This window comes from Nocardia sp. NPDC003693 (assembly GCF_053981095.1).
The window spans coordinates 47,724-72,171 of record NZ_JBSFNO010000013.1; the positions used below are offsets into that span (position 1 = coordinate 47,724).

23 protein-coding genes are annotated in these 24,448 nt (G+C 68.2%); 16 read left to right on the forward strand and 7 right to left on the reverse strand.

The annotated features are described in order from the left end of the window. Nucleotides 1-165 precede the first annotated feature (165 nt). Together ACWDOP_RS16570 and ACWDOP_RS16575 are read left to right on the forward strand one after the other, a co-directional pair. On the forward strand, nucleotides 166-2,094 hold the full coding sequence (locus tag ACWDOP_RS16570; RefSeq protein WP_456345772.1) for a hypothetical protein: 1,929 nt from the start codon (nucleotides 166-168) through the stop codon (nucleotides 2,092-2,094). Between the two features lie 287 nt (nucleotides 2,095-2,381). Then, a complete protein-coding gene (locus ACWDOP_RS16575) occupies nucleotides 2,382-2,732 on the forward strand; it encodes a hypothetical protein (protein WP_456345773.1) in 351 nt (116 codons plus the stop codon). Between the two features lie 147 nt (nucleotides 2,733-2,879). On the opposite strand, the gene ACWDOP_RS16580 is transcribed toward ACWDOP_RS16575, so the two are convergent. After that, nucleotides 2,880-4,298: an NlpC/P60 family protein gene (locus ACWDOP_RS16580; RefSeq protein WP_454208114.1), complete on the reverse strand. Its 1,419-nt coding sequence runs from the start codon at nucleotides 4,296-4,298 to the stop codon at nucleotides 2,880-2,882. A gap of 359 nt (nucleotides 4,299-4,657) precedes the next feature. Continuing rightward, complete coding sequence (locus ACWDOP_RS16585) at nucleotides 4,658-5,221, reverse strand: Rv1476 family membrane protein (protein ID WP_456345774.1); 564 nt, start codon at nucleotides 5,219-5,221, stop codon at nucleotides 4,658-4,660. 287 nt (nucleotides 5,222-5,508) lie between these two features. On the opposite strand from ACWDOP_RS16585, the gene ACWDOP_RS16590 reads away from it, so the two are divergent. Continuing rightward, entirely contained in the window at nucleotides 5,509-8,301 is a 2,793-nt protein-coding gene (locus tag ACWDOP_RS16590; protein ID WP_456345775.1) for an aconitate hydratase, read from the forward strand. 193 nt (nucleotides 8,302-8,494) lie between these two features. Continuing rightward, complete coding sequence (locus ACWDOP_RS16595) at nucleotides 8,495-9,061, forward strand: TetR/AcrR family transcriptional regulator (RefSeq protein ID WP_354985344.1); 567 nt, start codon at nucleotides 8,495-8,497, stop codon at nucleotides 9,059-9,061. Between the two features lie 116 nt (nucleotides 9,062-9,177). On the opposite strand, the gene ACWDOP_RS16600 is transcribed toward ACWDOP_RS16595, so the two are convergent. Next, on the reverse strand, nucleotides 9,178-9,687 hold the full coding sequence (locus ACWDOP_RS16600; protein WP_456345776.1) for a MarR family winged helix-turn-helix transcriptional regulator: 510 nt from the start codon (nucleotides 9,685-9,687) through the stop codon (nucleotides 9,178-9,180). Nucleotides 9,688-9,833: 146 nt separating this feature from the next. Between ACWDOP_RS16600 and ACWDOP_RS16605 the strand changes: the two genes are divergently transcribed. The 4 genes from ACWDOP_RS16605 (at nucleotide 9,834) to ACWDOP_RS16620 (ending at nucleotide 12,425) form a co-directional block, all read left to right on the forward strand. After that, nucleotides 9,834-10,256, forward strand: coding sequence for a cupin domain-containing protein (locus ACWDOP_RS16605; RefSeq protein WP_456345897.1), 423 nt, complete (start codon nucleotides 9,834-9,836; stop codon nucleotides 10,254-10,256). 143 nt (nucleotides 10,257-10,399) lie between these two features. Continuing rightward, on the forward strand, nucleotides 10,400-10,819 hold the full coding sequence (locus ACWDOP_RS16610; protein WP_454205311.1) for an acyl-CoA thioesterase: 420 nt from the start codon (nucleotides 10,400-10,402) through the stop codon (nucleotides 10,817-10,819). Between the two features lie 169 nt (nucleotides 10,820-10,988). Next, nucleotides 10,989-11,450 (forward strand): hypothetical protein, encoded by a 462-nt coding sequence (locus ACWDOP_RS16615; protein ID WP_454205310.1) that lies wholly within the window; start codon nucleotides 10,989-10,991, stop codon nucleotides 11,448-11,450. Nucleotides 11,451-11,462: 12 nt separating this feature from the next. Then, nucleotides 11,463-12,425 (forward strand): hypothetical protein, encoded by a 963-nt coding sequence (locus tag ACWDOP_RS16620; protein ID WP_456345777.1) that lies wholly within the window; start codon nucleotides 11,463-11,465, stop codon nucleotides 12,423-12,425. A gap of 61 nt (nucleotides 12,426-12,486) precedes the next feature. Here the strand turns inward: ACWDOP_RS16620 and ACWDOP_RS16625 are convergent, their stop codons facing one another. After that, on the reverse strand, nucleotides 12,487-12,744 hold the full coding sequence (locus ACWDOP_RS16625) for a helix-turn-helix domain-containing protein (RefSeq protein WP_454205308.1): 258 nt from the start codon (nucleotides 12,742-12,744) through the stop codon (nucleotides 12,487-12,489). 313 nt (nucleotides 12,745-13,057) lie between these two features. Continuing rightward, on the reverse strand, nucleotides 13,058-14,689 hold the full coding sequence (locus ACWDOP_RS16630) for an ABC-F family ATP-binding cassette domain-containing protein (RefSeq protein WP_454205307.1): 1,632 nt from the start codon (nucleotides 14,687-14,689) through the stop codon (nucleotides 13,058-13,060). Between the two features lie 507 nt (nucleotides 14,690-15,196). Here ACWDOP_RS16630 and ACWDOP_RS16635 point away from each other — a divergent pair. Then, nucleotides 15,197-15,607: a hypothetical protein gene (locus tag ACWDOP_RS16635; RefSeq protein WP_456345778.1), complete on the forward strand. Its 411-nt coding sequence runs from the start codon at nucleotides 15,197-15,199 to the stop codon at nucleotides 15,605-15,607. 32 nt (nucleotides 15,608-15,639) lie between these two features. Here ACWDOP_RS16635 and ACWDOP_RS16640 read toward each other — a convergent pair whose 3' ends face one another. Further along, nucleotides 15,640-16,617: a helix-turn-helix domain-containing protein gene (locus tag ACWDOP_RS16640; RefSeq protein WP_456345779.1), complete on the reverse strand. Its 978-nt coding sequence runs from the start codon at nucleotides 16,615-16,617 to the stop codon at nucleotides 15,640-15,642. Nucleotides 16,618-17,022: 405 nt separating this feature from the next. Here ACWDOP_RS16640 and ACWDOP_RS16645 point away from each other — a divergent pair, with 405 nt between their 5' ends. The 6 genes from ACWDOP_RS16645 to ACWDOP_RS16670 all read left to right on the forward strand — a co-directional run bounded on the left by ACWDOP_RS16645 (nucleotide 17,023) and on the right by ACWDOP_RS16670 (nucleotide 22,923). Next, nucleotides 17,023-17,535 (forward strand): hypothetical protein, encoded by a 513-nt coding sequence (locus ACWDOP_RS16645; RefSeq protein WP_456345780.1) that lies wholly within the window; start codon nucleotides 17,023-17,025, stop codon nucleotides 17,533-17,535. A gap of 236 nt (nucleotides 17,536-17,771) precedes the next feature. Next, entirely contained in the window at nucleotides 17,772-19,106 is a 1,335-nt protein-coding gene (locus ACWDOP_RS16650) for an MFS transporter (protein WP_456345781.1), read from the forward strand. Between the two features lie 62 nt (nucleotides 19,107-19,168). Further along, nucleotides 19,169-20,461, forward strand: coding sequence for a family 1 glycosylhydrolase (locus ACWDOP_RS16655; RefSeq protein WP_454205302.1), 1,293 nt, complete (start codon nucleotides 19,169-19,171; stop codon nucleotides 20,459-20,461). A gap of 202 nt (nucleotides 20,462-20,663) precedes the next feature. Then, nucleotides 20,664-21,224, forward strand: a complete 561-nt coding sequence (locus tag ACWDOP_RS16660) for an ATP-binding protein (protein ID WP_456345782.1) — start codon at nucleotides 20,664-20,666, stop codon at nucleotides 21,222-21,224. A gap of 120 nt (nucleotides 21,225-21,344) precedes the next feature. Then, nucleotides 21,345-22,283 carry an anti-sigma factor RsbA family regulatory protein gene (locus ACWDOP_RS16665; protein WP_456345783.1) on the forward strand — a complete coding sequence of 313 codons (939 nt, stop codon included), beginning with the start codon at nucleotides 21,345-21,347 and terminating at the stop codon, nucleotides 22,281-22,283. Nucleotides 22,284-22,587: 304 nt separating this feature from the next. Next, nucleotides 22,588-22,923, forward strand: coding sequence for an STAS domain-containing protein (locus ACWDOP_RS16670; protein WP_456345784.1), 336 nt, complete (start codon nucleotides 22,588-22,590; stop codon nucleotides 22,921-22,923). A gap of 64 nt (nucleotides 22,924-22,987) precedes the next feature. Here ACWDOP_RS16670 and ACWDOP_RS16675 read toward each other — a convergent pair whose 3' ends face one another. Beyond that, on the reverse strand, nucleotides 22,988-23,395 hold the full coding sequence (locus ACWDOP_RS16675; protein ID WP_456345785.1) for an ATP-binding protein: 408 nt from the start codon (nucleotides 23,393-23,395) through the stop codon (nucleotides 22,988-22,990). Between the two features lie 188 nt (nucleotides 23,396-23,583). Between ACWDOP_RS16675 and ACWDOP_RS16680 the strand changes: the two genes are divergently transcribed. Beyond that, on the forward strand, nucleotides 23,584-24,423 hold the full coding sequence (locus tag ACWDOP_RS16680) for an RNA polymerase sigma factor SigF (RefSeq protein ID WP_456345786.1): 840 nt from the start codon (nucleotides 23,584-23,586) through the stop codon (nucleotides 24,421-24,423). Nucleotides 24,424-24,448 lie beyond the last annotated feature (25 nt).

A 24,448-nucleotide genomic window follows, 5' to 3' on the forward strand; every position in this document is an offset into this window, starting at 1 on the left:
CGGGCGGAAAACCGGCAGCTACCTGTGCCGTCGGGTATATCGTTGGTAGCAGTCGGACCCTCGACGCCCTTCTCCCGCAACGCTATTGACTTCGGACACTGGTCACGCACGGTCGTGAAGGATCAGGGTCGGGCCCGCCGCTGCAATTCCAGGGAGGCTCGCCGAATGATCCGGACTCGTGGCGCGATGCCGATGATGGTGTCGATCATCCTGCTGACAGGTTGCGCGGGGCCGGAATCACCGCCTTCTCCCCCTGACGTCGGCAGAACCGCACCGATCGCGAGCGCCACCGACACCACGGTCGAGATCACGAAGTCGTGGACCGCGCTGGTTCCCGGAGGCGCGGTCCCGGCCGACACGACGTTGACGATTATCGACCGGACCCAATCCAGCTCCGCCGAGGCGATCGGGCACGGTGCCGCCGACCTCACCCTGGCCTCGGGCCAACCCCGGACACCGATCACGCTGACTCTGCAACTCCCGCAACCGTTGCCACGCTCGTCGACGATGCTGCTTCTGGACGACACCGGCGCCAACGCCGACCCGGAACACGACCCGTCCGCCGCGACCGTGCGCACCGCCACCCTCAACGACGATCGCACGGTCGCGACCGTGCAGGTCGACCACCTCAGCGACAAACAGTGGTGGGAAGTTCCGATCGACAACGTGGCGCACTTCATCACCTCGGTCGCCGGTCAGCGCACCAACCCGCCGACCTGTGCGACGCAACCGCGCCCGAGCTGGCTCGAGAACGCCATCTTCACCGAAGGTCAGAACGCCCCACTGCTGGTGTGCACCGGGACCGACCCGAAGGATCCCGACACCGCGGTGGTCAAGATCAAGAACAACCGCGGCGGCGCCATGATCGTCACCGCGCCGGTTACTCCGAAGTGGGCCGCGCAGAGCCTCGCCACCGGCGACGGCAGCATATCCTCGGCGATCACCGACCTGCTGACGTTGACCACCGAACCGCTCGGCGTCCCCGCCGATGAACGACCTCGGACCTGGGTACTGCCACCGGGAGGCGGGGTCGATATCGGTTTCACCAAGGCGAGCCTGGAACAGTTCCGCGGAATCGCACCGATCACAACGAAATTCACCACGGCCTCGGCGGCATACGGAGTGATCTGGCAGCTGCTGTCCGCCGCGGTCGGCGACCCCGCACTGCTCACCGCGCTCGAGCTCGGCTTCATGGGTTCCTGCGTGCACGACGCCGGCCGAGACGTCCTCGACGCCCGCACCGCACAGGAGTTGGCGGCAGGCGTGGCCGAACTCGCGACGTGCGTCGTCGAACTCGGACCCGACATCATCAAGGATGTTCAGAAGCGGGTCTCCCCCGACGTGTGGAAGCGGATCAGCGGACCGGCCCTCAACAGGGCTCTCAACGTCGCCAAAACCAAGGTCCTCCCGCTGGTCACCGCCGCGCAGGCCGTCGTGGCCATCACCGACCTGGTCAGCACCCTGGCCCTCGACGCGGCGGCGTTCACCGTCACCCTGGTCACCGAAATCACCGCACGCAACGCACCCAAACCCGCGGGTATCACCGACTCCGACATCGCGAACATCACCATCCCGGCAGGAACGTGCGGGACCTCGGCGCAGGGCTGGAACCAGACCGCTCCGATCGTCCTGAAAGACGGAAAAGGCGAAGCCAGAACCCCGACAGGCACGTTCGGCGGCGCATCCATCGTCCAGTCCACGCTGCACGGTTGGGCCGACATCGACAACGACGGACTGTCCGACGCGGTGGTCGACGTGCACTGCACGGGCAGCACCCTCGCCCAATGCTGCGCCGGCCGTTCGTCACACCTGAGCTACATCGCCGTCCTCAACTTCTCGAAGGGACGAACGCCCACCCTCATAGGCGCCCCCATCAAACCGGGTACGTCACCCCTGACCGGCAAAACCTATGGGGCAGAACGCTTCATCACCGATACCCGGATCGACAGGTTGTCGATCGTCACCGAAGAACAACTGATCTATGCCGACAGCACCTCGACCAGCGAACTCGGCTTTCCCGCTACAGCAACCATCGAGGTCACGCACAACTACGTCGCCGGCCGATGGGAATCCGCCGAACGGGTGCTGCGGTGACGGATCGCGGAAATCGGGTAGTGGATGACATTCAGCATTGCCGAGCCCTTCGCGGGAAGCGATTCACGAAAGGTAACGCAGCGCTAGGCGAACCACGCCGATATCGGCCGGTAACGGATTTCGCCACCGGCCTGTCATCCGTCACCGGCGTGTAGCGATCGGATTCGCCCGTATCCGGATGTATCTCGGCATGCGTCCGGCGAGGCCCGACAGGTCCTGTTGGCCCTGCGTCGGCGTGTGTGCTGTGCGACGATGAGAGCGCTGGTGTCGCTGGCGTAGGGGTGCGCGTGTTCGTCTGCATGGCCGTTCTGGCCTGGACATGGTTCGGTGATAGTTGGGGCGCCGTGCTGGCGGGGGTCAGCGCCTACGCGATCTTTCGGTTCCTCCGAGGAATGGCGATCTTTTTCATCGTCGCCGCGGAGGAAACCAGCGGACGGTCGGGCAGCGCAGATCTCCTGGGCGCAACCCTGATGATCGGCACCATCGTCGCGTACACCGGACTTTTCGGATACACCGCGCGCTTCTATGTCGACGGCTGGCTACCGGTCGGCGGCATCGCATTCTGCGGTTTCCTGGTCGGCATAGCGGGACTCGCGTACTCCATACGCAAACAGCGGGCCGACTGGAGCCGCTACTGAGGCGCCACCTGCGCCGTCGGCACCTCGAAACCGCGCTGCCGCATCCACTCCGTGACAACGCGACCAAACTTACCTACGCGGAATGGTTTTCATCAGGCGCGAACTCATTCATGAGAACCTACCGACGGCCTGCCGCAGCAGCCACTTTCACGCCGCGATGCGGACCGCGTACGGCATGATCCCATCCTCGCGGACAGGGGAAACCCGGATGACCTCGCCGGACTGCGGGGCCTCGATCATCCGGCCGCCGCCCAGATACAGAGCCACGTGCTGGGAGCCGCCGGGGCCCCAGAACAGCATGTCGCCGCGTTCGCGTTCGTCTACGGGAACCCTTGTGCCCATGGTGTATTGGTAGCCGCTGTAGTGCGGGAGGGAGACGCCTATCCCGGCGAACGCGTAGATCATCAGGCCGGAGCAGTCGAAGCCGGTCTTCGCGTAGTCGCCGAACGAATCGGCGGTCCCGCCGTCGCGGATGCCGAGGGTCGCGCCGTCCTCATCGCCACCGCCCCAGGCGTATTCGACGCCGAGCTGGGACATGGCGCGGTCGACCACCGTCTCCACCAGGGCCGAGCGGTTGCCGCTGGGGCGGGTGGGTTTCTGGCCGTAGCGGGGGGCCGGCGGGGACAGATCGGTCAGGGTGTGGGGGCGATGGGTCTGGGCCGCCTCGGACGCCAGGCCGTTCGAGGCGCGGTCCGCGGCCACCCGGGCCGCGGCGTCGGCGGCCGCGGCGCGCGCGGCTACCTCCTCGGCCCGGCGCTGCTGATCCCAGGCTTCGAAGGCATCGCGTTGACCCTGCAGTCCCGCGACCTGCGAGCGCGCCGCGTCCAGGCGCTGTTGCGCCGAATCCCGCTGGTGCACAAGGTCGTTGCGGGCCGCGGTCGAGTGGTCGAGTTCGGACTGGGCCGCGGCCACCGCGGACTGGGCCTCGGTCTTCTTCACCTCGGCCGCGGCAGCGGCGCCGTCGGCGACCTGCTGCGCCTGCTTGGCGCCGGAGGTCTTGTTGGCCTGATCGACCTGCGCCCGGCGCAGCCCGGAGACCACCTCGCGCTGATTCGTCGACGCGATGGTCAGCACCTGGGCGCGCTCGAGCGCGATCTCGGGGCTGGGCGCGGACAGATAGTTCACCAGCGAGTTGGATCCGGGCCGCATGTACACCTGGGTGACGAACCGATCGAACTCGTCGTGCGCGACCCCGACCCGATCACCGGCGTCGGCGAGCTCGAGCCGGCACCGTTCCACCGCGCGCGCCGCGTCATCGGCGGTGTCGCGGGCCGTCTGCAGATCCACCAGCGCCTTGTTGACCGCTTCGCGGCGCGCGGCCACGGCGCCGTCGAGCTGCTGCAGCTGCTGCTCGACCGAGGCGACCTGGTTGATGAGCGCACCCACCTCGCCCACCCCGGCATCCACCGTCGCGCCCGCGTCGGCGATCTCACTGTCACTGGGATTGGGCGGGGGCGGCGGTACCGCGTGCCCGGTCGATGCCCCCACCGTGAGCACGGTCAACGCCACCAGCAACTCGGTAGCGACTCGAATCGGACGTTTTCGACGCTCGCCCTGTAATCGCATCGCATCCTCCCTGGTTCGTCCGGCCAAGGGGAACGACGGCTGCCGCGGCAGCTCTCACCACACGAGTCCCAGAGATAACATCCCATTTCACGGGACTCGAGAGACCCTTCCGACACTTCTTCCCCACGAGTGCCGTTGCGAAACGGTACGACACTTCCAGCACGCGCGGAATCAGCCACGCTGAGATGAACGAGCCGTAATTCACTCGTTGCCGATGATTTGCGGGTTTGGCCGCACAATTCCACACGACCAGGCCGCACGACCGGCCGGAAACCTGCCGGAGGTCAGCTCAGCGGGGATGAAGTGAGATTCGGGTCAGGCCGGGCAAGCGCCCGCTACGACCCGCGTGGGAGGAGCCCTCAGGCGACCGGCGTACGCGGCCGCTCGGACTCGACCGGCGGCAGCGGGGGCTGCGGCGCGCGGCGCATCTTGACCACCGCGAGCCCGGCGACCGCGCTCACGAGCGCGATCATCGCGACCAGCGTGATGAGCGTCCACGACACCGTCTCGGGCTGCTCGAGCCGGTCGACGAACGTCTGCGCCGCCTCCTCGGTGCGCTGCGGACCGCGATACTTGGCCTTGTCCTCGGCCCATTCGAGCCGCCCGCGGGTGAACGCGTCGCTATAGGTCCCGACCCAGTCGTCACTGAAGACCACCACGGTCCCGCCGGTCTCCTTGCCGACCTCGGTCGCGAGATCGCGCAGCACCGCTTCGATGCCCGGATTGCCTTGAATCACGACGATATTGAGGTCGATGCCCTGCTCACGCGCCTGCGCGGCGATGGCGGCGAGCCCATCCTGCTTCCGCCCCTCGGGCGCGGCGACATGATTGTCGGACAGGTCGAGCTCGACGACCCTGAGGTCGGTATTCGGCGGTAGTTCCGCCTTGACAGGCGTGAAAACCGAGGCGCGCGAGACGGTCACGAACGCACAGTACGCGACGGCTCGGCCGATCACCGCACCACGGCACGCCGTAAGCTGCACCTGTCCCGTTGGACGAGGCTCGCGCAGCCAACGCGAGCACCTCGACGCACCGCTGTGAGAGACTCCCGCGCCCCGGCCGGCACCGAACACGGCCCGCTCGGGGGCCGGTTGCGCTCACAGGACAAGCGTACTGTTAGGGTGAAGCACGGACGAGGCCCAGCGCCTCGACGAGCCATCGGCACAGCCCCGCCGGTGGCCCTCCCATTCACAGACGAGTGGAGCTGACAGTGACGAGTATCGATTCCTTCGGCGCCAAGGGCACCCTCGAGGTCGGAAGCAACTCTTACGAGATCTTCCGCCTCGCGGCCGTACCCGGCACCGAGAAGCTGCCCTACGCCCTCAAGGTTCTCGCCGAGAACCTCCTCCGCACCGAGGACGGCGCGAACATCACCGCCGACCACGTTCGCGCCCTCGCGAACTGGGATCCCAGTGCCGAGCCCGACACCGAGATCCAGTTCACGCCCGCCCGCGTGATCATGCAGGACTTCACCGGCGTGCCCTGCATCGTCGACCTCGCCACCATGCGCGAGGCCGTCACCACCCTCGGCGGCGACCCGAGCAAGGTGAACCCGCTCTCCCCCGCCGACATGGTCATCGACCACTCGGTCATCCTCGACGTGTTCGGCCGCGCCGACGCCCTCGAGCGCAACGTCGACCTCGAGTACGAGCGCAACGGCGAGCGTTACCAGTTCCTGCGCTGGGGCCAGGGCGCCTTCGACGACTTCAAGGTCGTCCCGCCGGGCGTCGGCATCGTGCACCAGGTGAACATCGAATACCTGGCCCCGACCGTCATGGTCCGCAACGGCCAGGCTTACCCCGACACCTGTGTCGGCACCGACTCGCACACCACCATGGTCAACGGCCTGGGCGTGCTGGGCTGGGGCGTCGGCGGCATCGAGGCCGAGGCCGCCATGCTCGGCCAGCCGGTCTCCATGCTGATCCCGCGCGTCGTCGGCTTCAAGCTGACCGGTGAGATCAAGCCCGGCGTGACCGCCACCGACGTGGTGCTCACCGTCACCGACATGCTGCGCAAGCACGGCGTCGTCGGCAAGTTCGTCGAGTTCTACGGCAAGGGCGTCGCCGAGGTTCCGCTCGCGAACCGCGCCACCCTGGGCAACATGAGCCCCGAATTCGGTTCCACCGCCGCGATCTTCCCGATCGACGGCGAGACCATCAACTACCTGCGCCTCACCGGCCGCAGCGACGAGCAGCTCGCGCTCGTCGAGGCGTACGCCAAGGAGCAGGGCCTGTGGCACGACGCCGACAACGAGCCGGCCTACTCGGAGTACCTGGAGCTCGACCTGGGCACCGTGGTGCCGTCCATCGCCGGCCCGAAGCGCCCGCAGGACCGAATCCTGCTGTCGGACAGCAAGAGCGCGTTCCGCAAGGACATCACCACCTACACCAACGATCCGGTCCCGCACACCGCGCTGGACGAGGCGATCGAGGAGTCCTTCCCGGCCAGCGATCCGGTCGCCTCCGGCACCGCGTTCGACGACAACCCGGTTCCCAACGCCGCCAACGGCAATGCGGGCCGCCCGTCCAAGCCGGTCAAGGTCTCGGACCCCGAGCGCGGTGACTTCGTGCTCGATCACGGCGCCGTCGTGGTCGCGGGCATCACCTCCTGCACCAACACCTCGAACCCGTCGGTCATGCTGGGCGCGGCCCTGCTGGCCCGCAACGCGGTCGAGAAGGGCCTGTCCTCCAAGCCGTGGGTCAAGACCAACATGGCCCCGGGCTCGCAGGTCGTCGCCGACTACTACGAGAAGGCCGGCCTGTGGCCGTACCTCGAGAAGCTCGGCTTCTACGTGGGTGGCTTCGGCTGCACCACCTGCATCGGCAACACCGGCCCGCTGCCGGAGGAGATCTCCAAGGCGATCAACGACAACGACCTGTCGGTCACCGCGGTCCTGTCGGGCAACCGTAACTTCGAGGGTCGTATCTCCCCCGACGTGAAGATGAACTACCTGGCCTCCCCGCCGCTGGTCATCGCGTACGCCCTCGCCGGCACCATGGACTTCGACTTCGAGACCGACGCCCTGGGCCAGGACACCGACGGCAACGACGTCTTCCTGAAGGACATCTGGCCGTCCCCGCAGGAGATCGACGACACCATCAAGTCGGCGATCAGCCGGGACATGTTCACCAAGTCCTACGCCACCGTCTTCGACGGTGACGAGCGCTGGCAGGGCCTGAACACCCCCGAGGGCGACACCTTCGCGTGGGACGAGAACTCGACCTACGTGCGCAAGGCCCCGTACTTCGACGGCATGTCGATGGACCCGGCCCCGGTGCAGGACATCAAGGGCGCCCGCGTCCTGGCCCTGCTCGGCGACTCGGTCACCACCGACCACATCTCCCCCGCCGGTCCGATCAAGCCGGGCACCCCGGCCGCGCAGTACCTGGACTCGCACGGTGTGGAGCGCAAGGACTACAACTCCCTGGGCTCGCGTCGCGGTAACCACGAGGTCATGATTCGCGGCACCTTCGCGAACATCCGCCTGCGCAACCAGCTCCTGGACGACGTCTCGGGCGGTTACACCCGCGACTTCACCCAGGAAGGCGCGCCCCAGGCCTTCATCTACGACGCCTCGCAGAACTACCAGGCCGCGGGCATCCCGCTGGTCGTGCTGGGCGGCAAGGAATACGGCTCGGGCTCCTCGCGCGACTGGGCCGCCAAGGGCACCAGCCTGCTGGGCGTCAAGGCCGTCATCACCGAGTCGTTCGAGCGCATCCACCGCTCCAACCTCATCGGCATGGGCGTCGTGCCGCTGCAGTTCCCGGCCGGGCAGTCCGCCGCGTCGCTGGGCCTGGACGGCACCGAGGTCTTCGACATCTCGGGTATCACCAAGCTGAACGAGGGTGTGACTCCGAAGACCATGCAGGTGACCGCCACCAAGGCGGATGGTTCGAAGGTCGAGTTCGACGCGGTCGTGCGCATCGATACCCCCGGTGAGGCGGATTACTACCGCAACGGTGGCATCCTGCAGTTCGTGCTGCGCAACATGATTCGCGGCTGAGAAGGCCCCTTCCCGCCTCGGCGGGAGGGTTGACGCTCGGTTGAGAAGGGCTGTTTCGCAACCGAGTCACGGTGGTGGGCAGAGGTTTCTGCCCACCACACGATCCGCAGGGATCGTTTCGCTCGTCGCTAGTGCGGGATCGCGCACCGGTTCGCCGGTGCGCGATCCCGCACACCCCGTTTCGGAGGAGTCCATGCCCAAGGTCAGTGACGACCACCTCGCCGCCCGCCGCGGCCAGATCCTCGACGGAGCGCGCAGCTGCTTCGCCGAGTACGGCTACGAGGGCGCCACCGTGCGTCGCCTGGAAGAAGCGACCGGTCTGTCGCGGGGCGCGATCTTTCACCACTTCCGCGACAAGGACGCCCTCTTCCTCGCCCTGGCCCACGAAGATGCCGCGCGCATGGCCGAGGTCGCGGCCACCCAGGGTCTGGTCCAGGTGATGCGCGACATGCTCGCGCGCCCCGAGGACTTCGACTGGCTCGGAACACGTTTGGAGATCGCGCGCCGGCTGCGCAACGATCCCGAGTTCCGCGCCAACTGGGAAGAGCGCTCGGAAGAGCTCACCGCCGCCACCGTGGCCCGCCTCGAGCGCCGCAAGGCCGAGGGCGCGCTGCGCGACGACGTGCCGACCACGGTGCTGCTGGGCTACCTGGATCTGATCCTGGACGGTCTGATCGCCCGCATCGCCTCCGGGCACGCCAACGACAATCTCTCGGCGGTGCTGGATCTCGTGGAAGCCTCTGTGCGCCGCAAGAATTGAGCTGCGCGCCGGGGGTGTGTCCGGTAGCTTCGACCGCGGCCATGGGGTAGTTCAGTCGGTAGAGCGCCCATCCATCAGAGGGGATGTCGCGGGTTCGATTCCCGCCTCCATGGCCGCTACTCCCCCTCATGCTCCAGGGTCGAGAGCAGCAGTCGGACCAAACGATCCAGTTCCGCGCGATCGCGGCTCGACAGCCCCGAGAGCAGGCGCGTTTCGTTCGCCACGCGGTCGGTGACCGCCGCGTCCACGACCGCCAGGCCCTCATCGGTCAGCCCGACCCGGATCGCGCGGCGATCGCCGGCGTCCGCGCCGCGGCGCACCAGGCCGGCTTTCTCCAATCGGTCGAGCCTGCTGGTCATTCCGGCGCGCGAGAGCATCATGGTGTCCGCGAGCACCGAGGGGTTGAGGTGGTACGGCTCCCCCGAACGACGTAGCGCCGCAAGCACATCGAACTCTCCGCGCTGCAGGCCGTGCGCGGCGAAGACCGCGTCTATCCGCTTTCCGGCCACCGCCGCGAGCCTGCCCAGCCGGCCGATGATCGCCATCGACTCCAGTTCCAGATCGGGTCGCTCCCGCCGCCACTGCGCGGTGATGGCGTCGACCGCGTCCGCTTTCGTCTCACCCATGGACAGGATTCTATTCGATGCCATATAGTTCGATAGCGAACTATATGGCATCGAATCACTTGGAGCATCGCATGAACGCCACCGACCGCCAGGCCGTCATCCGTCAGCCGCACGAGGCCGAGACCCTCGGCACCGACACCGTCACCATGCGCCTGCTCATCGATTCCGACGCCGCCGGCGGCGCGGTCAGCAGCCTCGAGGTCACCATGGCGCAGGGCGCCGACGGCGCCGCGCCGCACTTTCACACCCGCTCGGACGAACTCTTCTTCGTCGCCGACGGCGAGCTCCAGCTACTGGCCGGTGATCGAATCGTGACGGTCGGCGCGGGCGGATCGGTCATCGTTCCCACATTGATGCCGCACGCGTTCGGCGCCACCCCGGACAGCGGCGCGCGCATTCTCATCGCCCTCATGCCGGGCGTCGAACGGTTCGAATACTTCCGCGTGCTGGACCGCATCGCCAAGGGCGAGTCCGATTTCGCCGAGCTCGCCGCGGCACAGGAGGAATTCGACAACCATTTCGTCGACGCGCCCGCGTGGTGGGCCGAGCGCAACGCCCATCGCCGCTGAGAGATTCGCGCCGCGGTTGCCCGGCCGATCGGGAACGCGCCTCCGGTCACACCGCGCGACGATAGCCCCGCAATCGCCCGAACTGTGCGCCGGACCACCGGAAACAGGGAATGCGCGCACCCGGAGACCGGGTTGACAGTTCCATGGCCTTCTCCGTTCCCATCACCGTCCGCGGCTACGAGCTCGATATCAACGGGCATCTGAATCAGGCGGTGTATCTGCAGTACGCCGAGCACGCGCGCTGGGAACTGCTGCGCGAGGGCGGCGTTCCCGGGGAGAAGATGGTCGCCGCGGGAATCGGCCCGGTGGTTCTGGAGACCACCATCAAGTATCTGCGCGAGTTGCATTTGGGTGACGAAGTCACCGTGAGCTGCGAATTCGAGTGGAGTGGGGGCAAAGTCTTCACCATGCGCCAGTTCATCACGAAACTGGACGGCACCGTATCAGCCCAGGTCGACGTAGTCAGTGGAATCCTCGATCTGCGAGCCCGCAAGCTCATTGCGGACCCGCGCGCGCGACTGTTGGAGATCGCCGACGCGCCCGAAGTGCTCGGACTTCGTTAGCCTCGCGCCGGAGGCGAAAAACATACGGCTGGAGGGGTTTCCGGGTCCGCGGCAGAGTTAGCCAGCGGCCCGTGAAATCTTTCGTTGCGAACCGGACGAGGGCCTTGACGGGCTATGATTCAGGTCACGCTCGGCTCCGCAGCAAATCCCGAGCAGATCGGAGATCAGCATGACCGGCGCCCTCCGCCCTCCCGCGTCAGCCACCGTCGCAAGCATTGCGCCACCGCTATCGGGCTACCTCATCGCCGCTACCGACCGCCACCTCACCGTGCGCGTCACCGACGGTACCTGGACCCTCCGGCGCGCCGACGTTCTCGATCTCACCGATTGGGAAGTTGCGGCGACGCAGGGATTCTGCGAGGGACGCCCGGTGCTGGTCCGCGTGCGTGCGGGCGCCACAGCGGATTTCACGCAACGCCGCCGCATCGAACTCACCGACCGCCCGCTGACCCTGCCGCAGGATCACACCCCGGCGCGCGGTGACGACGAACTCCAGGCGCTCACCGAAGCCTGGGCCCGGGGTCTCGAGATCGGCACCCGGCCCGGCGTCGGCGGCGCCACCATGACCTGTTGCCAGACCCGCTCGCACAACGGCAGTGACGACGGCGCGGCCTGCGACAGCCTCGACTGACAGGTTTTCCGCATGACCACCCGCACAACGGGTTCGGTGCTAGTGGTCACCGAAGCCGATGATCTGCACGGCGACGCGCTCGCCGCCACACTGCGAAAGCACCACGCCCTCAGCCCGATTCGGCTCGACATGCGCGACTTCCCGCGCGAGAACGGAACTTTCCGCCTCGCGAAGGACGGTACGTACCGATCCCTGTCGCACATCATGGGATTGGACGGGGTCAACTCGGTCTGGTGGCGAAGACCTCGGCCCACCGCGGTACCCACCGGACCGCGCACCGAGGACGACACCTACCGGCAGGCCGAATGCGACGGATTCCTGCAGGGCATGCTCTGGTCCATCCCGGCGCTCTGGGTCAACGACCCGGGCGCCGACCGCACTGCCAATCGCAAGATCGTGCAATTGGAGACCGCCTACCGCGCCGGCTTCGCCGTCCCGGAGACCCTGATCACCAATGACGACGAGGAGGCCCGCGCCTTCATCGAGTCGCGGCCGGGCCCGGTGGTGTACAAGCGCACCGGCACCGGGCGCGGCGCCTTCACCGAGACGCGCATCGTCGGCGCGGGTGACCTGCGGCGGCTGCCGACGATCCGCAACTCCCCCACCATCTTCCAGGACTACGTGCAGGCCGAATGCGATCTGCGCATCGTCTGGGTCGACGGCATCGAGTGGGTGGTGCGAATCGACTCGCAAGCCGGTGTGGGACGGGTGGATTCGCGGCTGGACACCTCGGTGGCCTTCACCGCGGACCGGTTGCCCGCCTCGGTCAGCAAGTCGCTGAGCACCCTGATGGGCGCGCTCGGGCTGGCGTTCGGCGTCCTGGATCTGCGGGTCGGCCTCGATGGTGAATTCTGGTTTCTCGAGGTGAACCCGCAGGGCCAGTTCGCCTATCTCGAGATCAAGACCGGACTACCGATCTTCGAGAGCCTGGCGAACCTGCTGGTGTTCGGCGACGGGACCGTGACCGGTAGGTAGCCGCGTGATATCGCAAGCGGTCGAACGGATTTCTCCGTTCGGCCGCGGCGACACCCTTCGGCTACTTGCTTCCGGCCTTGGCCTTGCCGACGGCCTTGCGGCGGTTCGCACCGCCGCGGCTGCGGAGTTGCACGTGCGACTCCACGAGCACATTGTGAATGAAGCCGTACGACCGCCCGGTCTCCCGGGCTAGCGAGCGGATACTTGCCCCCGCCTCGTACTGCTTCTTGAGCTGGGTTTGCAGGCGGTCTCGCGACTTTCCCGTCACGCGTGTGCCTTTACCCAATACGGCTTTACCCTGTGCGGGCCTGTCACTCATGACTTCCTCCGAGTCGCCGTGGGCGCCTCATTCCAGGTTAGGGGCTCGAGAGGCCGTGATCAATGAAACGCTGTGATCGGTATCACGTAGTGAGCAAAGCTCGCGTGTCGAAACACGTGAAAATCGGGCGAACAGCCCGGATTTGAGAGCCCGCGGCGGCGCCGCGGACAGCAAGATCACCCGCGAACGCCCGCATCTCACACACGAAAACAGCACGCCAGCAAGGGTTTCGACGCGCACTGCCCGGCCGTCCGCGAGACGACCGGGCAGTGCGCGGCAAAAATTTTCTCGTCCGACACCGGACGACATGGACTCAGGCGAGCTGGATGAGCTCCAGATACTCCTGTGACCAATGATCTTCGGTGCCGTCCGGCAGCATGATGACCCGCTCGGGGTTGAGCGCCTCGGCCGCGCCCGGGTCGTGTGTCACCAGCACGACCGCACCGGCGTAGCTGCGCAGTGCGTCCAGCACCTGCTCGCGCGAGATCGGGTCGAGGTTGTTGGTCGGCTCGTCCAGCAGCAGCACGTTCGCGGCCGAGGACACCAGCCCGGCCAGGGCCAGACGGGTCTTCTCACCGCCGGACAGCGTGCCCGCGGGCTGGTCCAGCTGCGGGCCCGAGAACATGAACGCGCCCAGCAGCCCGCGCAGATCCTGTTCTCCCGCATCGGGAGCCGCGTGCCGGATGTTCTCCCAGACGGTGGCCTGATCGTCGAGGGTGTCGTGCTCCTGCGCGAAATAGCCGACCTTCAACCCGAATCCGGGCACCAGCTGCCCCGCGGTGGGGGTCTCGACCCCGGCCAGCATGCGCAGCAGCGTGGTCTTGCCGGCGCCGTTGAGCCCGAGCACGACCACGCGACTGCCGCGGTCGATGGCAAGATCCACGCCGGTGAAGATCTCGAGCGAGCCGTAGAGCTTGGTGAGGTTCTCGGCCATGAGCGGGGTCTTGCCGCAGGGGGCGGGCGTCGGGAACTTGATGCGCGCCACCCGATCCGCCACGCGCACGTCGTCGACCTCGGACAGCATGCGCTCGGCGCGCTTGACCATCTGGTGTGCCGCAGCGGCTTTGGTGGCCTTGGCGCCGAGCTTGGCGGCCTGCTGCTTGAGCGCGGACGCCTTCTTCTCGGCGTTGGCGCGCTCGCGCACGCGGCGCTGTTCGTCGGTGGCGCGGGCGTCGAGGTACTTCTTCCAGCCCATGTTGTAGATGTCGGCCTCGCCGCGCACCGCGTCCAGGAACCACACCTTGTTCACCACGTCGCCCAGCAGTTCGACGTCGTGGGAGATGACCACGAGCCCGCCGTCGTGATTCTGCAGGAACCCGCGCAGCCAGGTGATGGAGTCGGCGTCGAGGTGGTTGGTCGGTTCGTCGAGCAGCAGCGTGGTGTCGGACTTGCCGCCGCTGCCGTCCGAGGCCGCGAACAGGATGCGCGCCAACTCGATTCGGCGGCGCTGACCACCGGACAGGGTGCGCAGCGGCTGGGCGAGCACGCGATCGGGCAGGCCGAGGCTGTTGCAGATGCGGGCCGCTTCGCTCTCGGCCACGTAGCCGCCCAGCGCGGAGAAGCGATCCTCGAGCTGACCGTACTTGCGGACGGCCCTGTCGCGTTCCTTCTCGTCGGCCACCTCGGCCATGAGCGCCTGCTGCTTCTCCATGTCGCGGATGAGCTTGTCCAGGCCCCGGGCGGACAGCACCCGGTCCTTGCCGAGCACGTCGAGATTGCCCTCGCGCGGGTCCTGCGGCAGGTAGCCCAGGTCGCCCGAGCGGATCACCTTGCCGGCGTAGGGCTCGCCCTCACCGGCCAGAATGCGCAGCGTCGTCGTCTTTCCGGCGCCGTTGCGGCCGACGAGGCCGATCCGGTCGCCGGCCTGCACCCGCAGCGCCGAGCCCGGCGCCGTCAGCAGGGTGCGGACTCCGGCCCGGACCTCCAGGTCGGTCGCGGTGATCACAAGCGTCTCCTAGTTACGTGTGCGTGCTGGTGGATTGCTGCCCGATTGTGCGTCGACGCGACACACAAGAACTACCGATTTTATCTCGAGCACAGGAGACCCCCAGGTCAGGGGCACCCTCGCGGGCTCCGACCAGCGGAGATCCACCCTTTGCCGCCCGTCGGCGGCCCGTGACCGGGGCGAACGCCGCGGGTTGCGCACCGCCGAGCCCGCCGATCGTCCGCGCGGCGAGTCGCCATCCACGCGCCGTGATTCGGTTCCGCTCGAGCGGCGGGACGGCCGGATCGGCGAACCGCCGGGGCCGCCTCCGGCGCGGTGTCCGGAAGGTTGCCACCTGCCCGCTTCGCACTCGTTTTCGGGGGTTCGCGGTCGCGCCGGAGAACCACGCCCCGGGTGGTTCACGCACACCGGTCGCCGCTCCGCGCGCGTCGAATCAACTTCGCGCACAGGGGGTCCGAAGTTCATCGAAACCTGGACCGGCCCGATCCGGGTTCACATCATGGATCCATGACAGCCATCGAGGACACCGTCGTCGTATTCACCGCGAAGAGTTCCCGCACGATCCTCGCCGAGGGCGGATCCCAGTCGTGGAAGCTGAGCCCCGCGCGGGTCGAAGCCTGCGAGTGGCTCGTCTGCACCCAGAACGCGCACAACGACGAGCCCTACGCCGACGGCGCCGAGCCGCACGGCAGCGCCTTCCTGATCGGCCGGATCTCCGGTGTGGGCCCGACGACCGCGCCCGACGAGGTCACCGGGCGCTGGAAGATCGCGTTCAGCGAGTACGCGCGCGTGAGCGTGCCACGGGTCTGGCCGGGGTTCCACAATCCCGTCCACTACACCGGTCTGGCCGCGCTGGGCATCGAGCTGGAGGGCCTGGAGTTCCACCGGATCGGGGCCGATGCCGGGGCCGGCGGCTGACACCGTCCGCGACCTACCGGGCGACACGCAGGTCAGCGGCGCAGGGTCCGGCTCGGGGGCTGGCCGTAGGCGCGGATGTAGAGCTGGGCGAATCGGCCCGGCTGCGGGAAGCCCCAGCGGGCGGCCACCGCGGCCACGGTGCGGCCGTCGCCGGGGGTGGCGGCGAGCAGGTCCTGGTGGGCCTGTTCCAGGCGCAGGCGGCGCAGATATTCCATGGGGGTGGCGTTGTATCGCTTGCGGAAGGCGTACTGCAGAGCACGCGGGCCGACGCCGGTGTGCGCGGCGAGGTCGCCGACGGTGACGGGCCGGGTGGGATGGGCGTGCAGGTAGTCGACCGCGCGCTGCAGGGTGGACGGGCTGATCGCCGGCGGGCGCGGGCGATGGGGACGATCCATCGCGGGGTTGGGAAAGACCGTCAGCGCCGCCGCGGCCAGGGTGCGGGCCAGGTTCGCCACGACCAGGTCGGTCATGACGTCGGGGTCGGCCAGCGAGATCTCGTGGTGCACCAGGTCGAAGAGTCTGCTCCAGAAGCGTTCGCGGGCCCGGTCGACCGGCGCCAGCGACTCGAAACGAAAGGCGGACAGCTCGATTCCCTGTTCGGCGGTGAGATCTGCCAGAACGGTGTCGGGGATGTGCAGCATGTCGACGTCGTGGTTCTCGCAGTCCGCGCGAATCGGCACGTTCATCGGGTACACCGAGAACTCCTCGCGCTGCTGCCAGATGTCGTGCCCGTCCCCGCGTAGCCGGATGTTGCCCGACAGCGTCCGCTGGAAGTACACGCTGCCGGTGATCGGGGCGAGATGCCCGATATAGCCGACCGTGCTGCGGATTTCGGTGGCCATCACCGATCCGGCGATGGTGACGGCGTTGCGCACGCTGGCGCCGGGCGCCGCGCGCTGGAACTCGATCACGTTGCCGGTGTAGAGCTTCGACACGTACTCGACGGTCTCCTCCGCCTCGCGCGTATGCAGTCGCGCACGCCGGATATCCACGCACCCCGGATCGACCATGTCATCCCTTCGCCGCTGAACCTGTTCCACAGCATGCCCTTTCGGGCCGGACCCGATCACCGATTCACCGGCAATCCGGCGGTGCGGCCACGATCGGCGCCACCCGGGCCCGCGCAAAGCCATCGCACCCGGACACGGACCGGTCCCCGGACCTGCTCTTTCGCACACCGATATCCGAAAAACGAAAGGTTCCGCAATGGCCGCGCGGGCCCCGCGACCGCGTCTAGGGTGCTGTTCGCGAAACAAATGCTCTTCCGTTTCGTCTGCGCGGCCCGTCCTGTGGCAAGCCGGCTTCCGCGCAGGTTCGCTGCACCAGCGGAACGGGCTCGGAGGCCCGGCGACTCACCCCCACCCGGGCCTCCGCTGCCTCCCCGACACGCACCACCTCCCATCCGGGACACCGACGTGACCGAACAAGATGACGTGCGCCCATCGGCGGGCCCGACCCCGTACCTACCGCTGCTCCTGGATCTCGTCGCCTGCTACCTCGAGCGTGATCACACCCGCGTGGCCCGGCTCGCGGCGGGCATCGGCGACGCGGGTCGCGCCGCGCTGGACGGAACCATGCACGAGGCGGGCACCCTCATCGCCCATCTGCACACCGTCGCCTTCTGCGCGGGTCAGTCCGTGCACATCGCCGACCTCCAGGACGAGCTGGTGCAGCTGGTGTCGCGGGCGGTGCCGCTGCATCACGAGTTCGCCATCGCCCGGGCCCTGGACGCGATCGTCACCGGCGCCGGCGACGGCTGCCCGTTCGGCCCCGGCGACACCGGCGACCTGCTGCTGTTGCACACCGCCGCGGCGTACTGCGCCCTGGCCGGTGTCACGATCTTCGGCCCGGGCGCGTTCAGTCCGCACGGTCTGCGGCTGATGAGCCTGGCCGCCCGCGCGACCCGGGATGATCGCCCGGACCGCTGACCCGGGCGCGCGCCCGATCGCCGGATCCACCGCACCGGATGCGCCCGACGTGACCGGGCTCACATACCCGACGCAGCCCCCGGTCGGGGCGGGTCCGGCGCGACCGGCCGGCAACCCCTCCGGTTTGAGCGACCGTGAGCCTGGGTAACGGTTCTTACCGTGCGAAAGCTTCGGCGTTCTCCGCGCCGCGGCGGTACCGAGGAACGTCCGTGGTGCGGGCTGGGAAGGCAGGCACGATGAGGAACGAGACGGCGGCCAATCCGCTGCGAAGATCGGTCGCGGCGTCCGCGATGGGCAATGCCACCGAATGGTTCGACTACGGCGTATACGCGGCTACCGCAACGTATCTGACGGCGGCCTTCTTCCCCGGCGAACTCGGGACCCTGGGCACCATGCTCGGTTTCGCGATCTCGTTCCTGCTGCGCCCACTCGGCGGAATGGTCTGGGGTCCGCTCGGCGACCGGGTGGGCCGCAAGGTGGTGCTGGCCACCACCATCCTGCTGATGGCCGTGGCCACCGGCGCGATCGGCCTGCTGCCGACCCACGCCACGGTGGGCTGGTGGGCCCCGCTGCTGCTGATCGCGCTGCGCGTGGTGCAGGGCTTCTCCACCGGCGGTGAATACGGCGGGGCGGCAACCTATCTCGCGGAGTGCGCCACCGACCGCAAACGCGGATTCCTGGGCAGTTTCCTGGAATTCGGCACGATGGCGGGCTTCGTCGGCGGTTCGGCGGTGGTCCTGGCCTGCCAGCTCGTGCTGGGTTCGGAGGCCATGTACGACTGGGGCTGGCGGATTCCGTTCCTGATCGCGTTGCCGCTGGGCCTGATCGGCTGGTACCTGCGCGCCCGGCTCGACGAGTCCCCGGTGTTCACCGAGGTCGCCGAGCAGGACACCCCGCCGGCCGGACTGCGCGTGCTGCTGACCACCTACCGGCGCGAGACCCTGACGCTGATGGGTCTGGTCATCGCGCTGAACGTGGTGAACTACACCCTGCTCACCTATCAGCCGACCTACCTGCAGAAGACGATCGGCCTGGGCGAGTCGACGACCACCACCATGATGCTCATCGGCCAGCTGGTCATGATGGTGTCCCTGCCGTTCTTCGGGCGCCTGTCCGACCGGGTGGGACGGCGGCCGATGTGGCGGTTCTCGCTGATCGGCCTCGCGATTCTGGCGGTTCCGATGTACGCGCTGATGGCGCTCGGCCCGGTCTGGGCCGTCGTGGGGTTCGTGGTGATCGGGCTGCTCTACGTGCCGCAGCTGGCGACGATCAGTTCGACCTTCCCGGCCATCTTCCCCACCCATGTGCGTTATGCCGGTTTCGCTTTCGGCTACAACGTGTCCACCGCGGCGTTCGGCGGAACCGCGCCGCTGGTCAACGAGGCGGTGATCGAGGGCACCGGGTGGAATCTGTTCCCGGCGGTGTACATGGTCGGCGCGTCGCTGATCGGCCTGGTGGCGGTTGCTTTTCTGCGCGAGACGGCGGGTTGTTCGTTGCGCGGCACCGAGATTCCCGAAGCCGAACCGCACGAATCGGACTCATCGCCGAAACCGGCCGCGGTCGCGGGATGAACTGCCGTCCAATCTGATCGGACCGCCGCGAAACACGCTCGCGGGTAAGTACCCTCGATGCGATGGGACAACGTGCACTGTTCATCCTGGCATGCATCGTTCTGACGGTTTCGGGTGCGATCACCACGCCCGGAGCCGCCACCGCCGACCCGGGACCGCCGCCGGTGGGCGGCAATTTCCTGTGGGGCGTTTCGAGTTCGGGTTTCCAGAGCGAAGGCTCGGCGCCGGACAGCAATTGGCGGCGCTACGCCGATTCCGGCCGGGCCGAGAGCTACCGGGATTCGGTCGATTTCCTGCATCGCTACGGTGAGGACATCCAGCGCGCCGCGGACATGGGCGTCGGGGTCTTCCGGATCAGCGTGGAATGGGCTCGGGTGCAGCAGAATCCGGGCCAATGGGACTTCTCGTTCTACGACGCCCTTATCTCGCGGGTGCGCGCGGCGGGTCTGCGACCCATGATCACCCTGGACCACTGGGTGTTCCCGGGCTGGGCGGTCGATCGCGGCGGCTGGCGCAACCCCGGCATGGTCGAGGATTGGCTGGTCAACGCGCGCGCGGTCGTGGACAGATACGCGGGCGAGGATCCGCTGTGGGTGACGTTCAACGAGCCGCTGGCCTACGTGTCGCAGGAGCAGCGGATCGGCGGCATCGGCGCGATCGACGTCTCGGCCATGATCGATCGCATGGTCGCCGCGCACCGCGCGATCTACGACCACATCCACGCGCGGCAGCCGGGTGCGCTGGTGACCAGCAACATCGGCTACTCGGCCATGACCGCGGCCCAGGACGACGCCCTGTTCGTCGACCGCGTCGCGGACAAACTCGACTACGTGGGCATCGACTACTACTACGGCGGTTCGCTGTCGGACCCGCCGAATGTGGCCGCCCTGCTGACCAATCAGCCCACGAGCCTGATCATCGAGCCCGAGGGCATCTACTACGTGCTGCGCCGCTACGGCCAGAAGTTCCCCGGCCGCCCGCTCTACATCGTGGAGAACGGCGTCCCCAGCGACAACGGCTCCCCCACCACCGACGGCATGACCCGCGCGGATCACCTGCGCGACACCGTCTACTGGGTGCAGCGCGCCAAGGCCGAGGGCATCAACGTCATCGGCTACAACTACTGGAGCATCACCGACAACTACGAATGGGGCAGCTACTCCCCGCGATTCGGCCTCTACACCGTCGATGTGACCTCCGACCCGTCCCTGACCCGCCGCCCCACCGAGGCGGTCTGGGCCTACCGCGACATCACCGCGAACGGCGGTGTCCCCGCGGGCTATTCACCCGTGCGCGCGCCGGCGCTGTGCTCACTGGTCGACCTGCCTTCGAGCTGCTTCGCGCCCGCGCGCTGAGCACGGGCCGGCAACCCGCCGGCGCGCCCCGCTCGTGGGTGGCGTCACTCACGATCATCCCGGCCGGCCTGCAAGATCGACCCGAGTCCGGCGGCTGTCCGTTCCGCCACGTTTTCAGTCGCGCATACCCGGGTAGGCCAGTAGCAGAACAACGTGCAGATCGGACAACAACACTGCCTATCGATGCCAGGGGCGATGTGAGATGACGGGGCAATTCAGAACACGAGACACGGGCAAGAACAGGCCGCGACGCGGTACGGCCGGTGCGCACCTGCGGGTCGCGCCCGAGCCGCCGCACGGTGTGTCGCCGCCCGCCTCGAACTACACCGAGGTCGCGGTGCGCACCCCGGCGGTGGCCGGGCAACTGGGTACCTTGCGCGCACTCGCCGAGACCGTATGCCTGATAGCCGACTTCGGCATCGACACCGCGGTCGACCTGCGGATAGCGGTGGACGAGGTGGCGTCCGCGCTGGTGCGGGCGGCGGTGCCGGGTACCGAGATCGACTGCAGATTCCACTGCGACGAGCAGAGTATGGGCGTCCACATACACGGGGTCGTGGACGCGCTCACCGACTTCGAAACCGATGGGGTGGGCTGGCACATGTTGCGCTCGCTCACCGACGGCGTGCACGTGACCACCGAACCGTACGACCGTACGCTCGCCGGATTCCCGGTTGCCGTGCGCTTCGCCCGTACACGCGGAGAATTCGCCGGCCCGGACCCGGGCCCGTGGGTCACCCGGGGCGAATCCACCCCGAGGTGAGCTTCCGCCGTCCGGAACGGCGCGTAGCATATGCGATAGTTTCCCCTCCCGGAGACCGCGCGCGGCGTGGCACCAGGCGACAGCGTCCTCCGGGCAACCGACGATCGGGGCCGCTTGCCGATGACCACCGCCGCGACGACGAATCCCTTCGTGCACCCGGCTCTCTTCTACCGCGACAGCGATGAATACCTCACGGGCACATTGCGTTTCATCCAGGATGGCCTGGCGCTGGGCGAGCCCGTCGCGGTATCGGTGCCCACCGCGAAACTGGAGCTCTTGCGAACCGCGCTGGGCGCGGACGCCGATCGGGTTCGACTACTGGACATGACGATCGAGGGCCGCAACCCCGGGCGCATCATCCCCGGCGTGCTGCGGGCCTTCACCGACGCCCATCCCGCCGACCGGGTCCGCATCATCGGCGAGCCGGTCTGGGCGGAGCGCTCCGAGGCCGAGTACCCGGCCTGCGCGCTGCACGAAGCCCTGGTCAACTCGGCTTTCGCGGGGCGCGCGGCCACCATTCTGTGCCCGTACGATCTGAGCACCCTGCCCGCGCACATGGTCGCCGACGCGTACGCGACCCATCCCACGCTCATCGACGAAACGGGCGAGAGCGTCAGCACCACATATGATCCCGACCACATCGTGGCCATCTACAACCAGCCGCTGGCCGACCCGCCCGCGACGGCGACGACTTACGCGTTCGACGCCTCGACGCTGTCCGAGGTCCGGCACGCCGCCGTGGAGTACGCCCGGCAGGCGGGCATGGGCGCGGATCAGCTCCTGGACGCCGAGTTGGTCATCGGCGAGACGACCACCAATTCGGTCGTGCACGGTGGCGGGAAGGGCACGCTCGCGCTGTGGTCCCAGGGCCCGCACCTGTGCTGTCAGGTGCGCGACGCCGGCCACATCGCCGACCCGCTCGCGGGCCGGCTGCCCGCGCCCGCCCACACCCCCGGCGGCCGAGGTCTGCTCATCGTCAATCAGGTCGCCGACCTGGTGCGACGACACACCGGGCCGGGCGGCACCACGCTGTACATCCGGCTCCCGCTGGGACGCTGAGGTCCGTTCGTGCGGCACGAAAGGCATTGGGGTGCGAGCGTGTTCCCGCGACGCCCAGCGAACCCGAGGATGACGGCGGGGTTCGGGCCGCATAACCGGAACACGTCGAATGCGGCAACTTTTGCCGCCGCCCTCATCACTCGAATAGGGTGGCGGGGAGCGCGGCCGGTGGACTCCTGCCGACGCCATGTATCCGGAGGTAGCTAACGGTGTCGATGGACGTAATCGGACGTATCAGGCAACATTCCGGCCACCGTGCCGGACTCGGCATGGGTGCCACCGAAACCCGCAGGCGGGCCGCGCGGTGAGGGAATTGATCGTTCGTATGCACGCGGTCGAGTCCGCGACGGTGCTGTCCGCCTCGGGCGAGGTCGACATGGTCTCCGCGCCGAAGCTCTCGGCCGCCGTGGCCGAGGCCCTGGCCGGTGAATCCCCCGTGCTCGTGATGGACCTGACCGATGTCGGGTTCTTCGGCTCGGCCGGTCTGAGCGTGCTCGTGGAGGCCCTCGAGGTCACCGCGGGCCGGCAGTTCCGCGTCGTCGCCTCGGCGCCCGTGCGCCGCCCGGTCGAACTCACCGGACTCGGTGACCTGCTCGCCGTCTACGACACGCTGGACGAAGCGCTCACCGCGGACTCCTGACCGCGCCCCGGCCGCGGCCGGCTCGAACAACCCGGCTCGAACCCGCCGCCCCCGGGCGGCGGGTTCAGCGCGGGCTGTTGCGGCGCGCGTCCCGCAGGCGCCCGAACTCCACCACGGTCGGATAGCCCCCGGCCGGAATCGCGTACACGCCCTGATCGGTGCTGAGCGAATCGGTCAGCGAGCGCACGATGTGCCAGCTCAGACCGCGCTCGTCCAGGGCGTCCTCGGAGGTGGCCACGCCCGCGACCCGCACGGTCAGCTTGTCCTCGTCATAGGTCAGTTCGCAGTCGAGCATCGATCCGGGCACCGCGGCCAGCATCAGCAGGGTCGCCACCTCGTCCAGGGCCAGCCGGATGTCGTTCACCTCACCCAGGCCGAAATCGGCCACCAGCGTGACGGTTTCGGCGAGCGCCCGCAGCATCGTCAAGTGATCCGGTGTCGCGGGTACCCGCAGTCCGACCGTCGTCCCCATGGCATTCTCCGTTCCCGCGTGCTTCCCCAACCGCCCGGTTCGGGCAGAGTACCCGCCCGAGTTCGCTCACACCGCAGCCGGTCCCGCCGACAGGCACTTCGGATATATTGCGACCGATCACGTTTGAGTAACTCGAACCCGGGTAAATCGCCACCACAGTCGGAATGGAACGGGAGTTAGGAAACCTCATGTCCGAGGCGCAACTTCGCACCCACGGGGGTCGGTCGGCGCGCGCGGCCGGCAATAGCTACGACGACATCGAGCCGCGGTTCGAGCAGCTGGCGGCGTGTGCGGCCGATGTTGCCCGCCACGCGGAGCTGCGCGAGGAGATCATCCGGGACTGCCTGCCCCTGGCCGAGCACATCGCCCAGCGCTTCAGCGGCCGCGGCGAGACGTTCGATGATCTGCTCCAGATCGCCCGGGTGGGCCTGGTGCAGTCGGTGGACCGTTTCGACGCCGCGCGCGGCACCACCTTCCTGTCCTTCGCCGTACCGACCATCATGGGCGAGGTCCGCCGGCACTTCCGCGACCGCACGTGGGCGGTGCGGGTGCCGCGGCGCACCAAGGAATTGCAGCAGCAGCTCGGTCAGGTGACCGAGACCCTCTCGCACCGGCTGGGCCGACTGCCGACCGCGCGCGAGATCGCCGCCGAGCTGGATGTGGACCTGGTCGAGGTCACCCAGGCCATGATCGCGCGCAACGCCTACCAGGCCAGCTCGCTCGACGGCGCCCGTACCGACGACGACTTCGCCCCGGTGCCGGTCGTGGAGACCCTCGGGCGGGAGGAGCCCAGCTACCGGCTGCTCGAGGACGCCATGTCGGTGCGCCCGCTGCTCGCGGCGCTGCCGCAGCGCGAACGCCAGGTGCTCATCTGGCGTTTCTTCGAGAATCAGTCCCAGGCCCAGATCGGCGAACGCCTCGGCGTCTCGCAGATGCAGGTGTCACGCATCCTCAACAAAACCCTCAGCACCCTGCGCGAGAAAGCGCTGGGACCCGCCGAACCCCAGCGCAGGCTGCGCATCGCCTGAGCGCGGAGGTGAGCTCACGGCCCGG